Source organism: Acinetobacter sp. GW821-FHT01C12, assembly GCF_059422625.1.
On record NZ_JBWKXD010000001.1, the window covers coordinates 865,493 to 883,527 of the forward strand.

14 protein-coding genes are annotated in these 18,035 nt (G+C 38.6%); 3 read left to right on the top strand and 11 right to left on the bottom strand.

The window, feature by feature from the left end; all coding sequences use genetic code 11:
- Positions 1 to 127: 127 nt before the first annotated feature.
- Positions 128 to 823 carry an alpha/beta hydrolase gene (locus tag AC07WY_RS04250; protein ID WP_494735765.1) on the top strand — a complete coding sequence of 232 codons (696 nt, stop codon included), beginning with the start codon at positions 128 to 130 and terminating at the stop codon, positions 821 to 823.
- A 133-nt stretch (positions 824 to 956) separates the two neighbouring features.
- On the opposite strand, the gene AC07WY_RS04255 is transcribed toward AC07WY_RS04250, so the two are convergent.
- The 11 genes from AC07WY_RS04255 to AC07WY_RS04305 all read right to left on the bottom strand — a co-directional run bounded on the left by AC07WY_RS04255 (position 957) and on the right by AC07WY_RS04305 (position 15,959).
- On the bottom strand, positions 957 to 2,447 hold the full coding sequence (locus tag AC07WY_RS04255) for a surface lipoprotein assembly modifier (protein WP_494735766.1): 1,491 nt from the start codon (positions 2,445 to 2,447) through the stop codon (positions 957 to 959).
- Positions 2,448 to 2,514: 67 nt separating this feature from the next.
- A complete protein-coding gene (locus tag AC07WY_RS04260; protein WP_419333892.1) occupies positions 2,515 to 3,273 on the bottom strand; it encodes a Slam-dependent surface lipoprotein in 759 nt (252 codons plus the stop codon).
- A 202-nt stretch (positions 3,274 to 3,475) separates the two neighbouring features.
- Positions 3,476 to 6,607 carry a TonB-dependent receptor gene (locus AC07WY_RS04265; RefSeq protein ID WP_494735767.1) on the bottom strand — a complete coding sequence of 1,044 codons (3,132 nt, stop codon included), beginning with the start codon at positions 6,605 to 6,607 and terminating at the stop codon, positions 3,476 to 3,478.
- Positions 6,608 to 6,870: 263 nt separating this feature from the next.
- On the bottom strand, positions 6,871 to 7,884 hold the full coding sequence (locus tag AC07WY_RS04270; RefSeq protein WP_262085746.1) for a FecR family protein: 1,014 nt from the start codon (positions 7,882 to 7,884) through the stop codon (positions 6,871 to 6,873).
- Positions 7,885 to 8,406 carry a sigma-70 family RNA polymerase sigma factor gene (locus AC07WY_RS04275; RefSeq protein WP_209826368.1) on the bottom strand — a complete coding sequence of 174 codons (522 nt, stop codon included), beginning with the start codon at positions 8,404 to 8,406 and terminating at the stop codon, positions 7,885 to 7,887. It lies immediately after the preceding gene.
- Positions 8,407 to 8,689: 283 nt separating this feature from the next.
- Entirely contained in the window at positions 8,690 to 9,127 is a 438-nt protein-coding gene (locus AC07WY_RS04280; protein ID WP_151802770.1) for a Fur family transcriptional regulator, read from the bottom strand.
- A 17-nt stretch (positions 9,128 to 9,144) separates the two neighbouring features.
- Positions 9,145 to 9,570: a YbaN family protein gene (locus tag AC07WY_RS04285; protein ID WP_494735768.1), complete on the bottom strand. Its 426-nt coding sequence runs from the start codon at positions 9,568 to 9,570 to the stop codon at positions 9,145 to 9,147.
- Positions 9,571 to 9,601: 31 nt separating this feature from the next.
- Positions 9,602 to 10,198: a biliverdin-producing heme oxygenase gene (locus AC07WY_RS04290; protein ID WP_004721344.1), complete on the bottom strand. Its 597-nt coding sequence runs from the start codon at positions 10,196 to 10,198 to the stop codon at positions 9,602 to 9,604.
- A gap of 41 nt (positions 10,199 to 10,239) precedes the next feature.
- Complete coding sequence (locus AC07WY_RS04295; RefSeq protein WP_234622973.1) at positions 10,240 to 11,097, bottom strand: energy transducer TonB family protein; 858 nt, start codon at positions 11,095 to 11,097, stop codon at positions 10,240 to 10,242.
- Positions 11,098 to 11,601: 504 nt separating this feature from the next.
- Complete coding sequence (locus AC07WY_RS04300; RefSeq protein ID WP_494735769.1) at positions 11,602 to 14,718, bottom strand: multidrug efflux RND transporter permease subunit; 3,117 nt, start codon at positions 14,716 to 14,718, stop codon at positions 11,602 to 11,604.
- Positions 14,715 to 15,959, bottom strand: a complete 1,245-nt coding sequence (locus AC07WY_RS04305) for an efflux RND transporter periplasmic adaptor subunit (RefSeq protein WP_303577312.1) — start codon at positions 15,957 to 15,959, stop codon at positions 14,715 to 14,717. The genes AC07WY_RS04300 and AC07WY_RS04305 overlap by 4 nt, the downstream gene beginning before the upstream one ends.
- Positions 15,960 to 16,095: 136 nt before the next feature.
- Here AC07WY_RS04305 and adeR point away from each other — a divergent pair, with 136 nt between their 5' ends.
- A complete protein-coding gene (gene adeR / locus AC07WY_RS04310) occupies positions 16,096 to 16,827 on the top strand; it encodes an efflux system response regulator transcription factor AdeR (protein ID WP_004820644.1) in 732 nt (243 codons plus the stop codon).
- Entirely contained in the window at positions 16,817 to 17,908 is a 1,092-nt protein-coding gene (gene adeS, locus AC07WY_RS04315; RefSeq protein WP_419333881.1) for a two-component sensor histidine kinase AdeS, read from the top strand. Before adeR ends, adeS begins: the two co-directional genes overlap by 11 nt.
- Positions 17,909 to 18,035 lie beyond the last annotated feature (127 nt).

Sequence of the window (18,035 nt, forward strand, 5' to 3'; positions counted from 1 at the left end):
ATGAATAATCGCTTATAGAAGCTTTTTTGAGTATAAAAATTACATCCAGTATCTATCCAATCTTTATACAGAAAGTCTTCAATCATTTAGCTCAACAAATACAATAGCATTTAGCTAGGAGACACACATGAGTAATAAACCGACAATTATATTCGTACACGGATTTTGGGGAGGCGCTGCTCATTGGAGTAAAGTGGTAACTGAGCTGTCTCACCGAGGATATGAATCATTACGTGCAGTAGAACTCCCGCTTAGCTCATTGGCTGAAGATGTTGAACGAACAAGAAAAATGATTGCGCAAGTTAAAGGTGATGTTCTTCTGGTTGGTCACTCATATGGTGGTGCTGTAATTACTGAAGTTGGCAATCAAACGAATGTCGTAGGTCTGGTTTATATTGCTGCTTTTGCGCCTGACTCAAACGAAAGCCCTGGCGGCATTACTCAACAACATTTACCTGAAGCTGCACCAAACTTAGAACCAGACAGTGATGGTTATCTCTGGCTTAAAGCAGATAAATTCCATCAAAGTTTCTGTCAGGATTTAACCAAAGATGAAGGGTTTGCAATGGGTGTCACCCAAAAGGCGCCAGTAGCAAGCACTTTTGGCGATACGGTTTCCACGCCAGCATGGAAAACGAAACCATCTTGGTATCAAATCTCAACTCAAGACCGAATGATCCACCCTGAAAATCAAAAAGTCATGTCTGCACGCTTAAATGCAAAAAAAGTGATTTCGTTAGATGCAAGCCATGCTTCTTTGGCATCACATCCAAAAGAAATTTCAGACTTGATTGAGGAAGCTGTCAGCTTTCTTGCTCAATAAATGATGAATGAATAGAGGAAATCAACAGATTTCCTCTATATCTTAGACCCATTTAAAACTAAGATTTATTGAAATTCAATTTGGCTATATAAATGCCTAAATTAGAATTCAGTAATAAAACCTCTACAATATTTTAAAACCGATGCTCCAGCTTTAAACTGACATTGTGTTTATCATAAGAATATAGCCACTCTACATTGCTGATATTTTGATTATATTGATAAGTGAGATTAGGTGTTAAACCATAAAAAGCCCAGCGTGGTGCACTTAGAATTAAAGTATAATTTTGTTCAAAATCATGTCGTCTAGCCTCCAACACTGGAGTAAATTTATCAAATTGACGCCAACGGAAAGAACTAAATAAATTTGCGTTAAAACCTGATTCAAAGTTTTTGGAAAGGCCTAAACGTATGCCCTGTTGCTGATAAGCTGTAAAATATTGTTCTTGGGTGTTATGGTCGACAAAATCTAGTCCGCCAAATAGCGTCCAGTTTTTCGGTAAAATTTTCCAAAAGGTTGAATAGACTGAATATTCCACGCCATCTTGGCCTTTATACTGGGAATAATTTATATCCTTCGTTTCAGCTTCTAACTTGACGGCTTTGTCGTTAGAGATAAAACGCATCCACTCACCCCTTAGCCCATAGGCACTATAGAGTGGGTCGTGGGCATAGTATTTATGTTCAAATACGGGTGCAATCAAGACTTGATTACGTTCGTTGTAATAACTATAACCCGCATTTAAGTTAAAAGTTAGTTCATTATAATCAGCCTGCTCTGGATAAACTTGACCATAGAATAATCCACGCAATGCAATGCCATGTTGTCCAGAAAGCGACCATCGTTTAGTTAAGGTGGCTTCATAGTCCAAACCTTGCGCACTGATCGCATCAGGTGTGCCACGCTTTAATTGTTCAACCGGCACTACTTCCTTGGTCACTGGGTCAATACCGTAGTAAGTAATAATGTCGTATTTATCGGAAGCATTGTTGATATTGCTAGCATAACGTGAACCAAAAGCCAATGAACCATGCCATTCATCTCGTTGTTTAAGCCCTTTGAGATACATCTCTACGGTTTGACGAATACCTTGGGCAGCGGGATCTGTAGACAGGGCTAGTTGAGATTGAATCTGCTGAAATAACTGTTGACCTTGCTGATTTTTTTGTTGTTCCGTGTAAATACGAGCCAGTTCAAGTTGAGTCATTAAATTATTCGATTGAATCTCTAAACTGTGTTTTAGTTTGCTCTCAGCTAAACTTAAATTCCCCTGTGTTCGTGCCATGACGCCCTCAGCGAACTCAGTCAAAGCCTGATCATAATTTGGAAATTTTTTATATTTTTCAAGATAGCTTAAAGCCACTTGCCATTGTTTTTGCATCACTGCCAAGTAAAGTGCATATGCGACTTCTGCGGGTTCATCCTTAACCACATATTCTTGACCTTGTATGATCAGATTCGGTAATGCTTGTGTGTTTTTAGGGTCTTCTGATTTGAGTAGTTTCTTATCATTTTGATATTGCTGTTGGCTAATTTCCTGATTTAACCTAATACTGGTATCATCCGCTGCATAAACACATTGTCCACACTGCAATATGGCACCAAGCAATACTATTTTTTTCATCTATAAACTCACCTGATAGAATAAAAAAAGAAAGACTTACCGAAGTAAGCCTTTCTCATTTAAATCATTACTTTTTACCACCAAAAGCAACATCATATGTTCTGTTACCAGTGAATGTTGCTATTCCTGCTAAGCTGCTTTGACTATTATAGAATTGACCTGAAACATCACCACCTGAAGGGCCACCTGTCCAAGATGCATTTGAACCACTAATCGTTGCATCATTATTAATCGTTGCAGTACCTAAATTAAAGGTACGTGAACTATCGCTCAATGACCCCGTTAACTGTTTGGTTGCAAAGTTAGCAGTAAAAGTACCTGACAATAAATTAGAGCCATTATAATTATTGACACCTTGAACACTATAATTTGCAGTACCTGTAGACGGTACGCTGGTATCTGCGTCTTTACCATTGTAATAAACCGTATGTGTCGTAGGATCAACTGTACCTAGACGCTTACCGCTGGCATCTTTGGCTTCGGCATTCCACTCACCAAACCAAACATCTTGTGTAGGCACTTGTTTGTAATTAGCATAACCAATTCCAGCATGAGATGCTGGAAGCCCAGGTAAGTACGGGCTTAGACGTACAACACCATTGCCATCTGCATAGCCGTTAAACCCTGAGAATGCAACTATTGCACCGTTATAAAGGGTTTTAACACCAAAACCAACACCTGAGTTTGGATGAGTTGGTCCAAGTGAACCAGTTGAACCAACCAGAATTTTAGTGTTATCACTCGACTCACCGACTATGGCTGCTTGTGCCACACCGACTAAACCTACTGATAGTAAAACAGCCAAAGAGATAGATTGAAGTTTCATTTTAAATTCCTCGATATGAGTTTAAAGTTTTTCATTAAGAATAAAAATAAAAGTCTTAATGATTATTATTTAAAATAAAACATGTGCTGCGTTGATCTTAATATTCAATTTAAGTGTAAAAATCAAGGAGTACGTGTCTTATTTTCCACACATTTGTTGCACATGGAGTGACAACAAATTCAGTTGATTACCCAAAGTTTCTTTAAAACTTATGGCTAATGCTTAGCTTAAATGTTCGACCTGGTGCTGCAATTGCCGAACGAGTTAATGGATCAATATAGAATTCGTCAGTGAGATTAGTCCCCACTAGTTCAAATAAGGTGTCTTGTTTAAGTCGATAATTGATATAAGCATCCACAATGGTCATCGAGTTCCATGCCAAAGGGGTATTGGCGTAATAACTCATCTCTATATCGTTATAGTTTTTCGTTTCAGGATTTTCATACTTATGGTGATAACTCGCACGAGTTCCGACTTCAAGTTTTTGATCAAAGAATCGTCCACCAAGTGTTAAATTCACTGAATATTTAGGGGTTGCCATACTGACCAAATATCCCCCTACAAATCCATCATCTACACAACGATTTAATGAAAACTGGTGGTTCGCCCCTAAAAGCATCGCTGAATTCTCATCACAAACTTTGTTTTTAAAACGATAATTGGCACTCAAGTCGGTAAAGAAATGCCCATTATCAAAGCGACTTTGCAGTTCCAACCCTTCTGTAGTAAGACTATCGACATTACTAAATGCTAAAGTTGGACTACGCTCAATCGCATTCTTAGTTTTGTTATAGTAATAAGCCAATTTAATATCTGCATAACTGCTGTTTTTAAATAACTCAGATAGATTATGAACATAGGCGAGTTCATAGTTCGATGCATGCTCTGGTTGTAACTTATAACCACTTAAGGTACCAGAAAACCCAAGCGTACTTTCAAACATACTTGGCATTCTAAAAGCTTCGCTATAACGCAAATACATTCGACTATTTGAATTAAAATTGACCGTTGCTGAAGCTGTTGGTGTCCAACCATGATCTTTAGTTTTTTGCACACCTGTTTTAGTTAAATCAATATCCTCATAAGCACCAAGAGTGCCACTAGTATAGTATCCATAATCCCGCCCTTGTACTAAGGTCCCATTTAAAAAGGGATTATTGGCAATGGTTAATTTTCCACGACTATCCTTTTTATAGTCAATCGTATTGCTTTTAGCGTAGAGACTTCTATTTAATTCATTTTGCTTATACTCTTCAGACCAACCCTGAGCCAAGGCTGCTGCGTCAATCGTTTCTCTTAATTGTTGTTCTCGCTCTGGAGTCATATTTGCTCTTTTTGTATAATAAGTCATACTTAATGCCGTGGCTTTTTTAATCAGGCTAAACTGGGGATCACCCGCATTGACTCGTTCATTAAGAAAATCATCAAAGGCCCAATAGTTTTGATATCTTGCACCAGCGTTTAAATTCAGCCATGAGACAGGTTGATAGTCAAAGTTAAAATTAAATTCTTTTTCTTCTCGACGACCTGCTCTCGGTAACATCCTATAACCCGAATTTGTTCCGTTAATATTCGGGTCTTTATAAATATCATCCGAACTGAGTTTTTCTTTTTGAAAACTCCCCCCAACAGTTAAACCCAGATTAGACAACAATTTAAACTTATTACTTAAGGTCATTCCTTGGCGAGTATTGTCTGAGTTTGCGGTAGCACTGTTCACAAAAACACCCAAGTTTGCATTGGTATCATTGGGAAATCCACCTGAACTATAGGTATGACTCTTGGTATCAGTCCGCCAAATATTGCCGTAGAAATCGACTAAATTATTGTTTTGAGGTTGATATTTGTATTCCATATTATAGGCTTTAGAGTCGATATGACTTAAAGGCCATTGTGGTACCCCTGCTTTATTTTTGACGACTTCACCCCAAGCAATTCGTGAAGGTAAAATTTCTCCATTGATGATTGAACTGTCCCGATAACCGAACTCTAAACGCTGTTCATCTGTGGGTTTCCATGCCGCTTTTAACAAATAAGATTCTGTTTCAAGGGATGTATTGGGAACTTCTGTACCTCCTGGGTAAACTTTGGCAAGGTATGGAACGTAATTAAATCGTCCTGTGGCAGGTTTATCATAAAAATCACTGCCATTTTTTCCTGCAAAGTGATTGCCTTTATTACGATAAGCATAAGCAGCCAAAACTTCAAAATTATCACTACGTCCCGCCAAAGCAATACGTGTTGCAACATCATCGCCTGAATAAATATTATTTTCTTTATTCTGACGTGCTACTTTAAATAAGGATGGATCATAATAAGGCTCGAACACTGGATTGCCTTGCCAGTCCGTTCCTGTAGCTGGATAATTTGGATTATCGTAAATGCTTTGACCAGTTAATAGTTGTGGTTCTCGAGGTTTCACTGCATTGCTGCTGGTTTCTACTTTTATCTCCCCACCAAAATTTTTACCTTCTTTTAAAACATCATCTACAGCTAGAGTATGAATAACGACCGCACCACCCACACCTGTATTTACATTGCGTGTGATGGAAGGCCCCTTAATGACTTGTAACCCACCGATTAAATTAGGGTCAATATAACTCCGATTATTCGCACCGTTATAACCACGCCATACAGTGAGTGCCTGTTCTGTCCCATCAATAAGGACAGGAACACGGCCCGGTCCTTGAACACCACGGATACTTGGATCTAAAGCACCACTGTTTCGGGCATCACCACTGTATACTCCGACCATTCCCTTGAATAAATCTGCTGGCTGAGCGCCTTTATATCGTTCTATTTGCTCTTTGCTGGCATAGACGCTAGAAATATCTTGATCATAAACATCATTCTGCCCTTTTGTATCGCGACTGACAGTGCCAAAAACAGTCATTGGGCTAAGTTGTACGACATTTTCTTGATCAGCTATCATCGGCTGAGATTGTACTGGAATGGTTCTAATTTCAGCTTTATCCACATGCTTCAATATATAGCCATTTCCAACTTTCACCACAGTAAACTCGGTTGCTGCTAAAATATGTTGAAAGCCGTTTTCTAAATTATATTGTCCGCTTAAACCTAAGCTACTTTTACCTTTAAGCTGATTTGCATCAATTGCAATCGAGGTCCCCGCTTGCTCGGCAAAGGTATTCAGAACACTGGCAAGTGAACCCGCTGGAATATGATATGACTGCGTTTCTGTACTGAGCGCATAAGTGCTTTGTGTCGCGACTGTTGTTGCTACACCCACACAAACGAGATGAATCGCCAATGCCAATGATGTCACTTTGAAAGAATATTTTGGATGCTTTTGACCGCAAACAGCTTCACTCATTTTACGCCCCAGTAAATGTAAATAAGAATCATTCAATATATTAAATTAAATGTATTCCTAATATTTGCTTCTACTTACTATGACGCTTCAGAATTGAAAAAGTGGAACCATTTATTCAAAATAAATTTAAATTATCTATCTTTTATTTTTCTAAGTTTATTATTAATTATATTTATCAAACAATTAGTAAAAAACGATATAAATTTTAGGCCTAATTTAAAGCTAAACAGCATGATTCAAACCAAGTGCTTAAATCATGCTGTTTATTGCAAAGTCACAACTGTGAAATATGGAGTGATTTGATAGACATTTAGCTGAGGGAATACACTGCTTAATAATTGCAATGCACTTTCGGTATGATCTAAAGGCAATACAGCATTGACCTTAATTTTCTCTAACTTAGCAGCGTTAAATATAATTTTTTCTTTGCTGTTTCGATTCAACTCATTTAGCACTTTTGACAAAGACATATTCTCAACAATCAAATGCCGTTGATTCCATTTCTGCTGTTCATTGTATAAATTAAAAGTATGTATAGGCTGTATACCATTTCGATCAAGTATGACTTCTTGCCCTGCTGTCACAATCACAGAAGATGCTTTGGTTTGATCTTCGTCTTGTTTCGAGGACTGCACTTTCACTTTGGAATGTAGCATTTTAAGCCCAGTCGCATCTGGCTGATATTGAACACTAAATGCAGTTCCCAATGCTTCAATTTGACCATGTTGGGTTTTGACAATAAAAGGACGGGCTTTGTCTTTGGCCACATCTACAAATATTTCCCCTTGAACCAACTCCACAACACGCTGATTTGATGAAAAGTCCAGATTAACCGCACTCTGACCGCTGAGTTTAAGTTGTGAACCGTCTGCTAAGGTTTGGGTTTTCCATTCTCCTGCATGATTTTTAATATCAGCGGTTAGATATGACACTGGATGATAAATAAAATAACTATAAATACCCCCTACACAACACAATATCACCGTCAAAATTCCACCATAGCGCATATTTTTTTGCTTACGAGCACTATGTAAACCAGTTTTTAATACAGATTGGGTCATTTTCTGTTGTTGTGGATTCTGTACCAGTTTTTGAATCGAAGTAATATATTGCTCAATATCTTGAGCAATTTTTTGGCGTTGTGGACTCTTGCTTTTCCAAGCATCAAAATCTGTTTGCGCTGTTCTTTTGAGTAAATCATCATCGGTACTCAGCAGCACAATCCATTCCGCTGCTTCTTCGATTAATTGTTGCTTACTCTTCTCTTCTTCAATCATTTACTCAAACAAATCCTTCTCTTGTTTCAGTGCGTAGCATTGCACAAGGCAAGTTGCTAGATATTTTTGAATCATCTTGGTTGAAACACCAATGATTTCTGCAATTTCTTTATGGGTTAAACCTTCAAAATAATGGAGCACAAAAGCTTGTTGTGCTTTTTCAGAGACGCGTATCAAAGCCTGACAAATCTGGTCAATGGCTTGAACAATCTGAAGCTGATCTTCTGGTGAAGGAATTGTATCCAGAATATATTCCATCTGACTTAATTCATTCAGATAGGCTTGCTCTATGCGCTTTCGGCGCACCTGATCAATCATTAAATTTCTAGCAATAGTCACCAGATATGCACGAGGTTCTTTTACTCCAAAAAGTTCATCACGCGTTTGCAGAATTTTAATAAACGTATCTTGTACCAAATCTGCGGCTTGCTCACTATTGCCTACTTTTTTTCTAAGCCATTGATGCAACCAAGATTGGTGATTACGGTACAATTGATCTACAAATGCAGGATTTTTGTTCACAATAGGATCAACTCTTTGATGGTCTGTTAAATGATAATAATTATCATTTAAATGTCAAGACACTCTGAGAGAAATTCCCCGTATATATGATTATTTTTTAGTTCATGTATATCCTTATGTTCTATTTGATCGTTTAATATACTTAAAAAATAAAGCTAAATTATCAATAGTTAATGCACATTGAACCTCAATATCTTGGTTATCATTCAGTGTAAATTCCGATTTATTATTTAATTTTATGGATATTTTTATCATAAAATAATCTACCCTTTGGCATGTTGTTTTAATGACTACAATAAGGACAAGAGGGTTTTTCTATAACAAGATGATATGAACTTGCACCATGTTCTAAAATAAGTCCTCGAATTTGCTGCTCTAAAGCCTCATCATTAATTTGTTGCAACTGACTACACTTTTTACAATATATTCTCATATTGGTTTGACTTCCCTTGAATGAATATAATGCTTGTTCACTGCCCAGCTTAAATTTAACCAACAATCCTGCTTTAACAAGCTGTTTCAGGGTTTGATAGACACCAGCAAAAGATAATTTTTTCACTTTTAAATCTGGACTATACAAAATTTCGGCTGCTGTCAGCTCTCGTTGTGCATTTCTTAAAATATTCAGTACAGTCAATCGTGTTGTAGTTACTTTTAAATTTGCTTGCAACAACAAGCATTTAAGTTCTTCAGTATTTTTATAATATTCAAAGATTTCCATCCTGAGATTATCCTCATTTATGCTTTTAACCACATCCACAATTGCACACAAACCATCATCACAATAATGGTTCCTACTGCCCATGGATGAGGCACAGTCCAAATTAAAATGCCAGCAGCTACACTCATACTGGCCAAAGAAAATAGTTTTACTTTTACGGACAAAGTTCGTTTGAGTTGCCATTGCTGTAAAATCGGAGCAATGACTTTATTATTAACAATCCACTGATGCATTCGTTGCGAACCCTTTGCAGCAAACAACGTCGCAAGAAAATAAAAATCAAACGTAGGCAAACCAGGAACCACCAAACCGATCGTCCCTAAGACCAGACATAACCCCGCCAGTGCAATACAGATCCAGCGAACCAACCATGACTTCGCCAATCTCGGCTCCGACATAGAAATACTGGTATTTAGATTGGTCTCTGACCCCGTTTGCTTCATTGCTTGATTTCCTTTATCCATCATCAATTATTTATTTCAGTGTTTTTAATTGTGCTAAAAGTTCACCAAAACGATGAAAGCCTTGCATAGCCCCCTCAATAATCAATTGCTGTTCCTCTAAACTAAAATTTGCATCATCTAGGGTTTGCTTGAAACGCTTCCACACTAATCCACGACCCTCTGGATATGCTGCTAAGTTACGTGCAGCAAAATCAGCATTAAAGCCAAATCTAGCCTGAGCCTCTTTGAGTAAAAATGCTGCGCCTAAGGTTGAACCTTCTGAAACATAAATCCAGCCCAAAGATTGTGGAAAACTAATTTCATCTGTTGCAATACCCTGCTGCTGAGGTGTTAAACCTAAATCAGCCAAGTCTTGTAAAGCTGCATCGGAACGCCCACGCACATCTAAATCGGGAATCAATTGTTCAACCTGTGAATCTTGATAAAGATGTTCAACATCTTTCTGAAAATAATATTGCGACAGGGTGAATTGCGCATAATTCTCTTTACTCTCAAACGCGCCTGATTGCTGCATCAAGATTTCCATACGTTCATGCTCTGCCAGTGTTTCTTGTTTCAAGCGTTGCATTAAACTACTGCTGATCACTTTTTCTGTTGATGCGTTCATAAAAACTCCTAAATAAACCCTTTCATTGTTTAATGATCCAATCAGCGATTACGACCAAGCTTAAGCTGAATGGGAAAATCCACCACGATTGCCAATGCTTCACCATTGACAATATGTGGTTTAAATTTTGCTTTTTGTGCAGCTTGTATAGCTCTTTCATCCAAACTACTAATACCTGAGCTTTGCTTTACTCTGACATCTATCGGCTGCCCTTGAGGATTGATTTTGATGGTGAGAACCAACAAGCGCTGCTGGTTTTGCAATTCGCGATCATCGTAATTAAGCTTGCCAAAGCTGAGTACATCGACCCGACTCACGGGAAGCGGTTGCTGTGGTTGAGAAGTAGAGGCAGCGTTTTGTTCTTTTTTATTGTCTTTGCCTGCTTCACCACCTGCACGTTTGGCTATCTCATTTGACTGACCTGAAGCAGTCTGTTCAGTATTCGTAGATGATTTTGTTTCAGTGAATGTTTGTGTTGACTGACGATTTGATTCAGATTTACTTTCCGTCTGTTGATCGGTTGGTTTTTTTTCTTGTGCTTTTGTTGTCTGTTGTGTTGTTTGATCCATCTTCAACTTTTTTGACTCAGTACTATGTATCACTTTGACCTGTTGTTGATGTTGTACCGCTGTTGCTACTGTAGATTGAGGTTGTGCTTTTGATTGCGTTGCAGCTTGCTCTGATGCCGTCTGCAGCTTTGTACTGCTTTGTTGTACAACATCGGTTTTGTTCAAGCTGATAAAACGAATTTGAATCGCATTTTCAGGTGAATGTGATTCAATACGAACATCTGTTTTTAAATAAGACAAAGACCATAACAACAATATATGACTGATCACTACCCCACAAAGCGTAGAGTATTTTTGCTTATCATTTGAAGCGAGAATTACAGCAGACATAGGCTTAGATACAGCACAAATAAATGTAGCGCATTTGCTGAGTGCTGGATAAAACCCTGTGCTTTTCTTGTCTGCTCAATCTATTGTATTGCGTTGTACTGTTCATGAATCCTTCCTGCTTCGTCTATCAGGTCAATTGCCGTGAATTTAAAAAACACTGCCTTTATCTATATAGACGAATGAGAAGGCAAAAATGCCTAATGAGAAATGTAATTAAATGTAAATAAGAATGGTTTAGGAGGTATGATTTGACGATAAAACAGTGGGCCACTGAATGTATTTATTTAAATGTAAAAAATAAACTTATATAAATAATGCAGTTAAAACAACTGACCTGTATATCTAAAGAAAACAATACGAGATAAAAATAATAGGAAGAAAAATTAGGCATCCAAATAAATGCATATAATAAATGCGATGGAGGACTTAGAAATATTGTAGAGGACAAATGCTTCATCCTCTACAAAACACAAGACTTAAAATTAAAAACTTAACGCAGAGCGCTTAAGGCAGTTTACGTACAGGTAAAGCTTTGCCACGTAATTTCTCAACAGCACTGAGGATAAACACAAAAAATACTGGCACAAAAAAGATTGCAAGTATCGTCGCACTGACCATACCACCAAAAACCCCTGTACCAATCGCATGTTGAGTTTCAGAACTTGCACCTGTAGCAATCACCAATGGAATCACACCAGCGGTAAAAGCCAAGGATGTCATCAAGATCGGTCTTAAACGAAGTTTGGCAGCCGCAACAGTGGCTTCAATCAGAGTCATTCCTTCTTCTTTTAGCATTTTGGCAAATTCAACAATCAAAATGGCATTTTTTGCAGATAATCCAATGATGGTAATTAAACCCACTTTAAAGAAAATATCATTGGGAATCCCTCGGATCCATACCGCAACCACTGCACCAATCATACCTAAAGGTACAACCAACATCACCGACAATGGAATCGACCAGCTTTCATAGAGTGCGGCAAGGACGAGGAAAACCACTAACATTGACAATGCCAATAAGAAATTGGTTTGCGCTTCTGACTGTTTTTCCTCCAAGGATTGCCCTGTCCACTCATAACCAATTCCTTTTGGTAATTGCTCAATCAATCGCTCCATTTCCTTCATCACTACTCCTGAAGAAACCCCTTCTGCGCCTGCCCCTGCAATACTCAATGATGGTCGTCCATTATAGCGATTGTATTGCTGCGGAGACTGTGTCCACACAGGTGTTACAATCTCAGACAGTTTAACCAGTGCTCCAGTCTTGTTAACCACATTCAAATTTAGAATATCAGTAACTTTCATCCGTGAATCGGCATCGACTTGAACAATCACTTGCTGCATTCGTCCCTGATTTGGAAAATCATTGACATACATTGAGCCCATTGAAGATGAAATGGTGTCTGTCACATCAGCAAAATTCACTCCTAAAGCTTCTGCCTTATTCCGATCAATTTTTAAATCGACATTACTACCTGGCGGTAAACCCTCTGGATAAACATAAGCCAGTTTTTTACTGGTTGCTGCAAGACCGATCAACTGCGCTTGTGCCTCATTCAAAGCTTGCATTCCAAGATTACCGCGATCTTGTAAACGTAAAGTAAAGCCCGAAGTTGTTCCCATTTCTTCAATTGCAGGCGGTAAAACAGACATAATCGTACCTTCTGCACTGTCTGCCATGGCCGCATTTACAGCGTTAACTTCATCTGCAGCTGAGGTATTTCTGTCTTTAAAATCTTTTAAATTTGTAAAGGCAATGGCTGTGTTATTACCAGAACCACTAAAGCCAAACCCAAGCACAGAGACATTTTCCTTAATACTTTCTCTGCTTTTTAAATGTTCCTCAAATGATTTTACAATGGTCAATGTCCGCTCTTGACTGGCATCTGCAGGCAATTGAAATGAGGTGATAAATGAGCCTTGGTCTTCTTCTGGTAAAAAAGCGGTTGGGATCGATTTAAACGCAAATAATAAGAAACCTGTTAGAACAACAAATACAATCATCACAGTAAAAATGTGTTTCAACAATTTCACTAAAATAGCTTCATACTTTTTATTGATGCGGTCAAAAAAGCGATCAAACCACGCAAAGAAGCCCTTTTTCTGATGATCGGCTTCAATCGGTTTTAACAAGGTTGCACAAAGTGCAGGAGTTAAGGTCAGTGCTAAAAATGCTGAGAATGCAATGGATACCGCCATGGTCACGGTAAATTGTCTATAAATAATCCCGACCGAACCACTGGCAAAGGCCATTGGTAAAAATACCGCCACCAGCACCAAGGTTATCCCGATGATTGGACTGGTAATTTCTTGCATTGCTTTAGAGGTGGCATCAACTGGTGATAAACCCTCTGTTGCCATGATGCGTTCCACATTTTCAATCACCACAATCGCATCATCGACAATAATACCGATGGCTAAAACCATACCAAACATGGTTAAAACATTGACCGAAAAACCACTGATCAACATCACCGCAAATGTGCCTAGAAGTGCAATCGGTGCAACAATTGAAGGGATCAAAGTATAGCGAATGTTATGTAAAAATAAATACATGACAAGGAAAACCAACACCATTGCTTCCAGCAAAGTCATGATTACTTTTTCAATCGAAATTTTAACAAACGGTGCAGTATCATAAGGAATCGAATATTGCATTCCCTTTGGTAAAACCTTGCTCAGCTCCTCAACTTTTGCTTTGACCGCTTCAGAGGTCTTGACTGCATTACCACCCGGGCTCATTTGAATCGCCAAAGCGGTTGCTGGCTTTCCATTTTCTAAAATAGAAAAACTATAGGTTTGCGCCCCAAGCTCCACTCGTGCAACATCTTTCAGTGTGACTTGTGCGCCACTCTGGTTGGCACGCAAAGTAATATTTTGAAATTCTTCAACTGTACTTAACTGCCCTTCAGCCGTTAATGGCAGTGTAATCATCTGTCCTTGGACCGCAGGCAAACTCCCGACACTTCCCGGAGATATCGGCGTATTTTGTGCTTGAATGGCATTTGTGACATCTTTAATCGACAGCTGATAAGACACCAGTTTGTTTGGGTCTATCCAAATACGCATGGCTTTTTCAGATCCAAAGGATTGGATACGACCGACCCCTTCAACCCGTTTTAATTCTTCAACCACATTTCGAACCAAATAATCACTTAAATCAATTTCTTTAAATTGATCATTTGGTGAGTTGATTCCGACCATCATCAGAAATCCAGAAGATGCTGCTTCAACAATTAGGCCTTGCTGTCTAACTGATTGTGGCAATCTCGGTTCGATAGACTTTAGTTTATTTTGCACATCTACCTGAGCCAACTCTGGATCAGTCCCCGGTTTAAATGTGGCAGTGATACTCGCTTGACCACTGGCATCAGAGGTGGCGCTGTAATAAAGTAAATTCTTTACTCCCGATAACTCTCTCTCAATCAAGGTAACAACACTATCATTCAAGGTTTCTGGTGTTGCTCCCGGATAAGTTGCATAGATACTAATCGAAGGTGGTGCAACTGAAGGAAAACGAGAAATCGGCAACTTTGGAATACTTAAGACACCAAACAGAATAATAAAGAGTGCAATCACCCAAGCAAAGATTGGCCGTTTAATAAAGAACTGCGATATCATAATTTTTCTCCTGTATTCGGAGAAGACTGACCTGCAGTGCTTTGATCACTGCCCTTATTTTGCGTTTGTAAAGTCCCAACATCGGTTGTGTATTGCGACTTCCACTGGGTTATTTTTAAAGGCTGTTCTGGCTGTTGAATTCGATCATGTCCCTCAACGATGACTTTTTCACCAGCTTTAATTCCACTATTCACCACATAGAAACCTTTATATAACTGTCCTAAACTCACTGGACGTGTTTCTGCAGTCTGATTTGCTTTTACAATCAACAGTTGTGCTTGACCTGAAATATCTCTTTGCACGGCTTGCTCAGGTACAAGTAAGGCATTGGGCTGTGATGCTCTGTTTAAACCAACTCTGACATACATCCCTGGCAATAATTTCCGTTGAGGATTATTTACTTCCACACGGATAGTGACATCACCAGTATTGGGATCTACGCTGGTATCTGAGAATAAAATCTTTCCAGTCACTGGATATAATTTACCCTGACTATTGGATATGCTGACTTCAGCACCGCCACGTTGTAATAACGAACCATCACTCAAACGATCTTGCAATTGCTCATATTCAGAGATTGATTGTTTAACATCAACATAGACTTTATCTAACTGATGTACCAAAGCCATTGGATTGGTATCGCTGGTGCTGACCAATGCACCTTCGGTTACCAGCAACTTACCAATTTGACCTGAAATCGGGGCGCGTACAGTCGCATAGCGTAAGTTTAAATTTTGTCGTGCCAATGCTGCCTTGGTTTGAGCAACTTCGGCCAAAGCCTGTTGATAAGCGGCTTCCGTATTATTAAACTCCTGTTTACTAATGGCATTGGAAGGAAGCAGTTGTCGATATCGCTCCTGTTGGGTTTTTAGACGCACCACTTCTGCCTGTGCTTTTGCCAATAAAGCCTGATTACTATTGACATCTGCTTGAAGAATTTCCGAATTGATCTTAAATAAAGGTTGTCCAGCCTTAACTTCACTGCCTTGGGTAAACAGCACCTTTTCAATAATTCCGCCAACTTGTGGGCGAATTTCTGAAATTCGATAGGCTTGTACACGTGCAGGTAAGTTTTCAATCAAATGAATATCTTGCTGTTGAACTGTATAAATACTGACTTTGGCTGGTGCAGCCTGCTGTGCTTGTTCTGCTTCAGCATTTCCTGAGCGATTACATCCAGTTAACGCACTCCCACTTAAAACAACCAATAAAATAATAAAAAAATAAGGCTTAGGCATCATCTGCACCCAGAGTTCTAGATATAACGATTATTGGCAATATTTGTGTACTTAGCGTCACTAAAGTGTGGAGATTGTGTGGATATAACCACTAAAAATAAATTATGATGGGGCTATATCCATTTTAAAGTATCCAGCGATGGGCAATATTTCTTTTGCGTCTGATCCAGCCAGTAAACAAATTTTAGTCGTTGAAGATGATTATGATATCGGTGATATTGTGGAGCATTACCTGAAAAAAAATGGCTTCAATGTGCTTAGAGCACTTAATGGACAGCAAGCCATTGAAATACATGCGCAGCAACAGATTGATCTGGTGATTCTTGACGTGAAATTACCAATCTTAAATGGTTGGGAAGTTTTAAATCATATTCGTCAATCCAAACAAACCCCTGTAATTATGCTGACCGCATTAGATCAAGAAGTGGATAAAGTCACAGCACTTAGAATCGGTGCTGATGACTTTGTGGTAAAACCATTCAATCCAAATGAAATTATTGCCAGAGTTGAGGCCGTATTGAGAAGAAGTGCAATGTCATCTCAGGCGAAAGCCCAAATCATTAGCTTTAAATCAATTGAAATTAATATAGAAACACTTTGTGTATACATTATCAAAGAACATTCGAAAGCACTGTTAAACCTTACCTTAACGGAATTTAAGATCCTTGCGTTGATGTCGCAAGCGCCCTACAAGGTTTTTACCCGATCAGAATTAATGAACCATTGCTTGCCTGATGGTGATGCCTTAGAGCGTACTGTAGACAGTCACATCAGTAAATTACGTAAAAAACTGGAAGATCATCATCAAACCGACTTACTGATCAATGTCCGTGGTGTTGGCTATCGTTTAAGGCAAAATGATGAAAAATAACATTGGAATTAGCCGCCAGCTGATTATCACCATGGCCAAAGTGAGCTTATTAACCACTTGCTTTTCCTTGATTTTTGGCTATTTGACTTATTTTGTTGCCATCGAGTTTAAATTGGTCTCGCTAGAACAGTTAAATTCCGAAGACTGGTCATTTAATTTTGTTGATCTCACTTGGATTTTATTGGTGACTTTATTCGGTTCACTAACCTCTGTTTATTTAGGATTAAAATTAGCGCAACGCTTTATCGCCCCGCTAAATTCTTTAGCCATTGCAGCAAGAGAAATTAGTTTGGGCAATCTTTCCGTAAGAGCACAATTGGACAATCCCTCTTCTGTCGCTGAAATCACAAAGATGATCAATGATTTTAATCGTATGGCAGAAAAACTGGAAATCTCAGTCAACAATGCATCTATTTGGAATGCCGCAATTGCACATGAATTAAGAACACCTGTGACCATCTTACAAGGTCGCTTACAAGGCGTGCTTGACGATATATTTACCCCCGATAAGGCCTTGTTAAAAAATTTGCTCAATCAAGTTGAGCAGCTGTCATTTTTAATCGAAGATCTAAGAACCCTAAGTCTGGCGGATAATCAACAACTTCGACTTAACCTAGAGTCAGTTTGTCTATCTGACGTCATTACACAATCTGTAAACTTACTTCAAGACCGTTTTGATCAAGCAAAATTAGTCATCGAAACCGATCTATCAGATCAAGCCTGCTTTTTTGACCGACAACGGCTTGAACAGATTTTAATTGCGTTATTTGAAAATGAAATTCGTTATGCACAGGCAGGGATTTTACGGATTAGCACCCAAAAAAAATCAGAAGGTTTGGTTTTAACCATTGAAGATCAAGGACCCGGTATTGCAGATCAGCATATCCCCTTTATATTTGATGCGTTTTATCGACTTGAAGAATCCAGAGGCAAGAAGAATGGTGGCAGTGGTTTAGGTCTATCTGTTGTCAATGCAATTATGATCGCGCATGAAGGTCGCATTGAATATTCCAAGTCACAAGCTTTAGGGGGAAGTTGTTTTAGTATTTTATTTAAGCCCGATGATTTAAATAAAATATGAGATCAACATCCAAGTGTAAAATCGACTTCATTGAAACAAGCATTCAACTCATCTGTTTTAAATTGACAACTATCAGCAACTATAGACAGATAACATAACGGCCTTTAGCTGATCAAAGCGCTATCCA

What these genes read in the sequence shown, in the direction of transcription:
- AC07WY_RS04250 (WP_494735765.1), top strand. Translation starts at nt 128, where the DNA reads ATGAGTAATAAACCGACAATTATATTCGTACACGGATTTTGGGGAGGC.
- AC07WY_RS04255 (WP_494735766.1), bottom strand. Translation starts at nt 2,447, where the DNA reads ATGAAAAAAATAGTATTGCTTGGTGCCATATTGCAGTGTGGACAATGT.
- AC07WY_RS04260 (WP_419333892.1), bottom strand. Translation starts at nt 3,273, where the DNA reads ATGAAACTTCAATCTATCTCTTTGGCTGTTTTACTATCAGTAGGTTTA.
- AC07WY_RS04265 (WP_494735767.1), bottom strand. Translation starts at nt 6,607, where the DNA reads ATGAGTGAAGCTGTTTGCGGTCAAAAGCATCCAAAATATTCTTTCAAA.
- AC07WY_RS04270 (WP_262085746.1), bottom strand. Translation starts at nt 7,884, where the DNA reads ATGATTGAAGAAGAGAAGAGTAAGCAACAATTAATCGAAGAAGCAGCG.
- AC07WY_RS04280 (WP_151802770.1), bottom strand. Translation starts at nt 9,127, where the DNA reads ATGGAAATCTTTGAATATTATAAAAATACTGAAGAACTTAAATGCTTG.
- AC07WY_RS04285 (WP_494735768.1), bottom strand. Translation starts at nt 9,570, where the DNA reads ATGAAGCAAACGGGGTCAGAGACCAATCTAAATACCAGTATTTCTATG.
- AC07WY_RS04290 (WP_004721344.1), bottom strand. Translation starts at nt 10,198, where the DNA reads ATGAACGCATCAACAGAAAAAGTGATCAGCAGTAGTTTAATGCAACGC.
- AC07WY_RS04295 (WP_234622973.1), bottom strand. Translation starts at nt 11,097, where the DNA reads ATGTCTGCTGTAATTCTCGCTTCAAATGATAAGCAAAAATACTCTACG.
- AC07WY_RS04300 (WP_494735769.1), bottom strand. Translation starts at nt 14,718, where the DNA reads ATGATATCGCAGTTCTTTATTAAACGGCCAATCTTTGCTTGGGTGATT.
- AC07WY_RS04305 (WP_303577312.1), bottom strand. Translation starts at nt 15,959, where the DNA reads ATGATGCCTAAGCCTTATTTTTTTATTATTTTATTGGTTGTTTTAAGT.
- adeR (WP_004820644.1), top strand. Translation starts at nt 16,096, where the DNA reads ATGGGCAATATTTCTTTTGCGTCTGATCCAGCCAGTAAACAAATTTTA.
- adeS (WP_419333881.1), top strand. Translation starts at nt 16,817, where the DNA reads ATGAAAAATAACATTGGAATTAGCCGCCAGCTGATTATCACCATGGCC.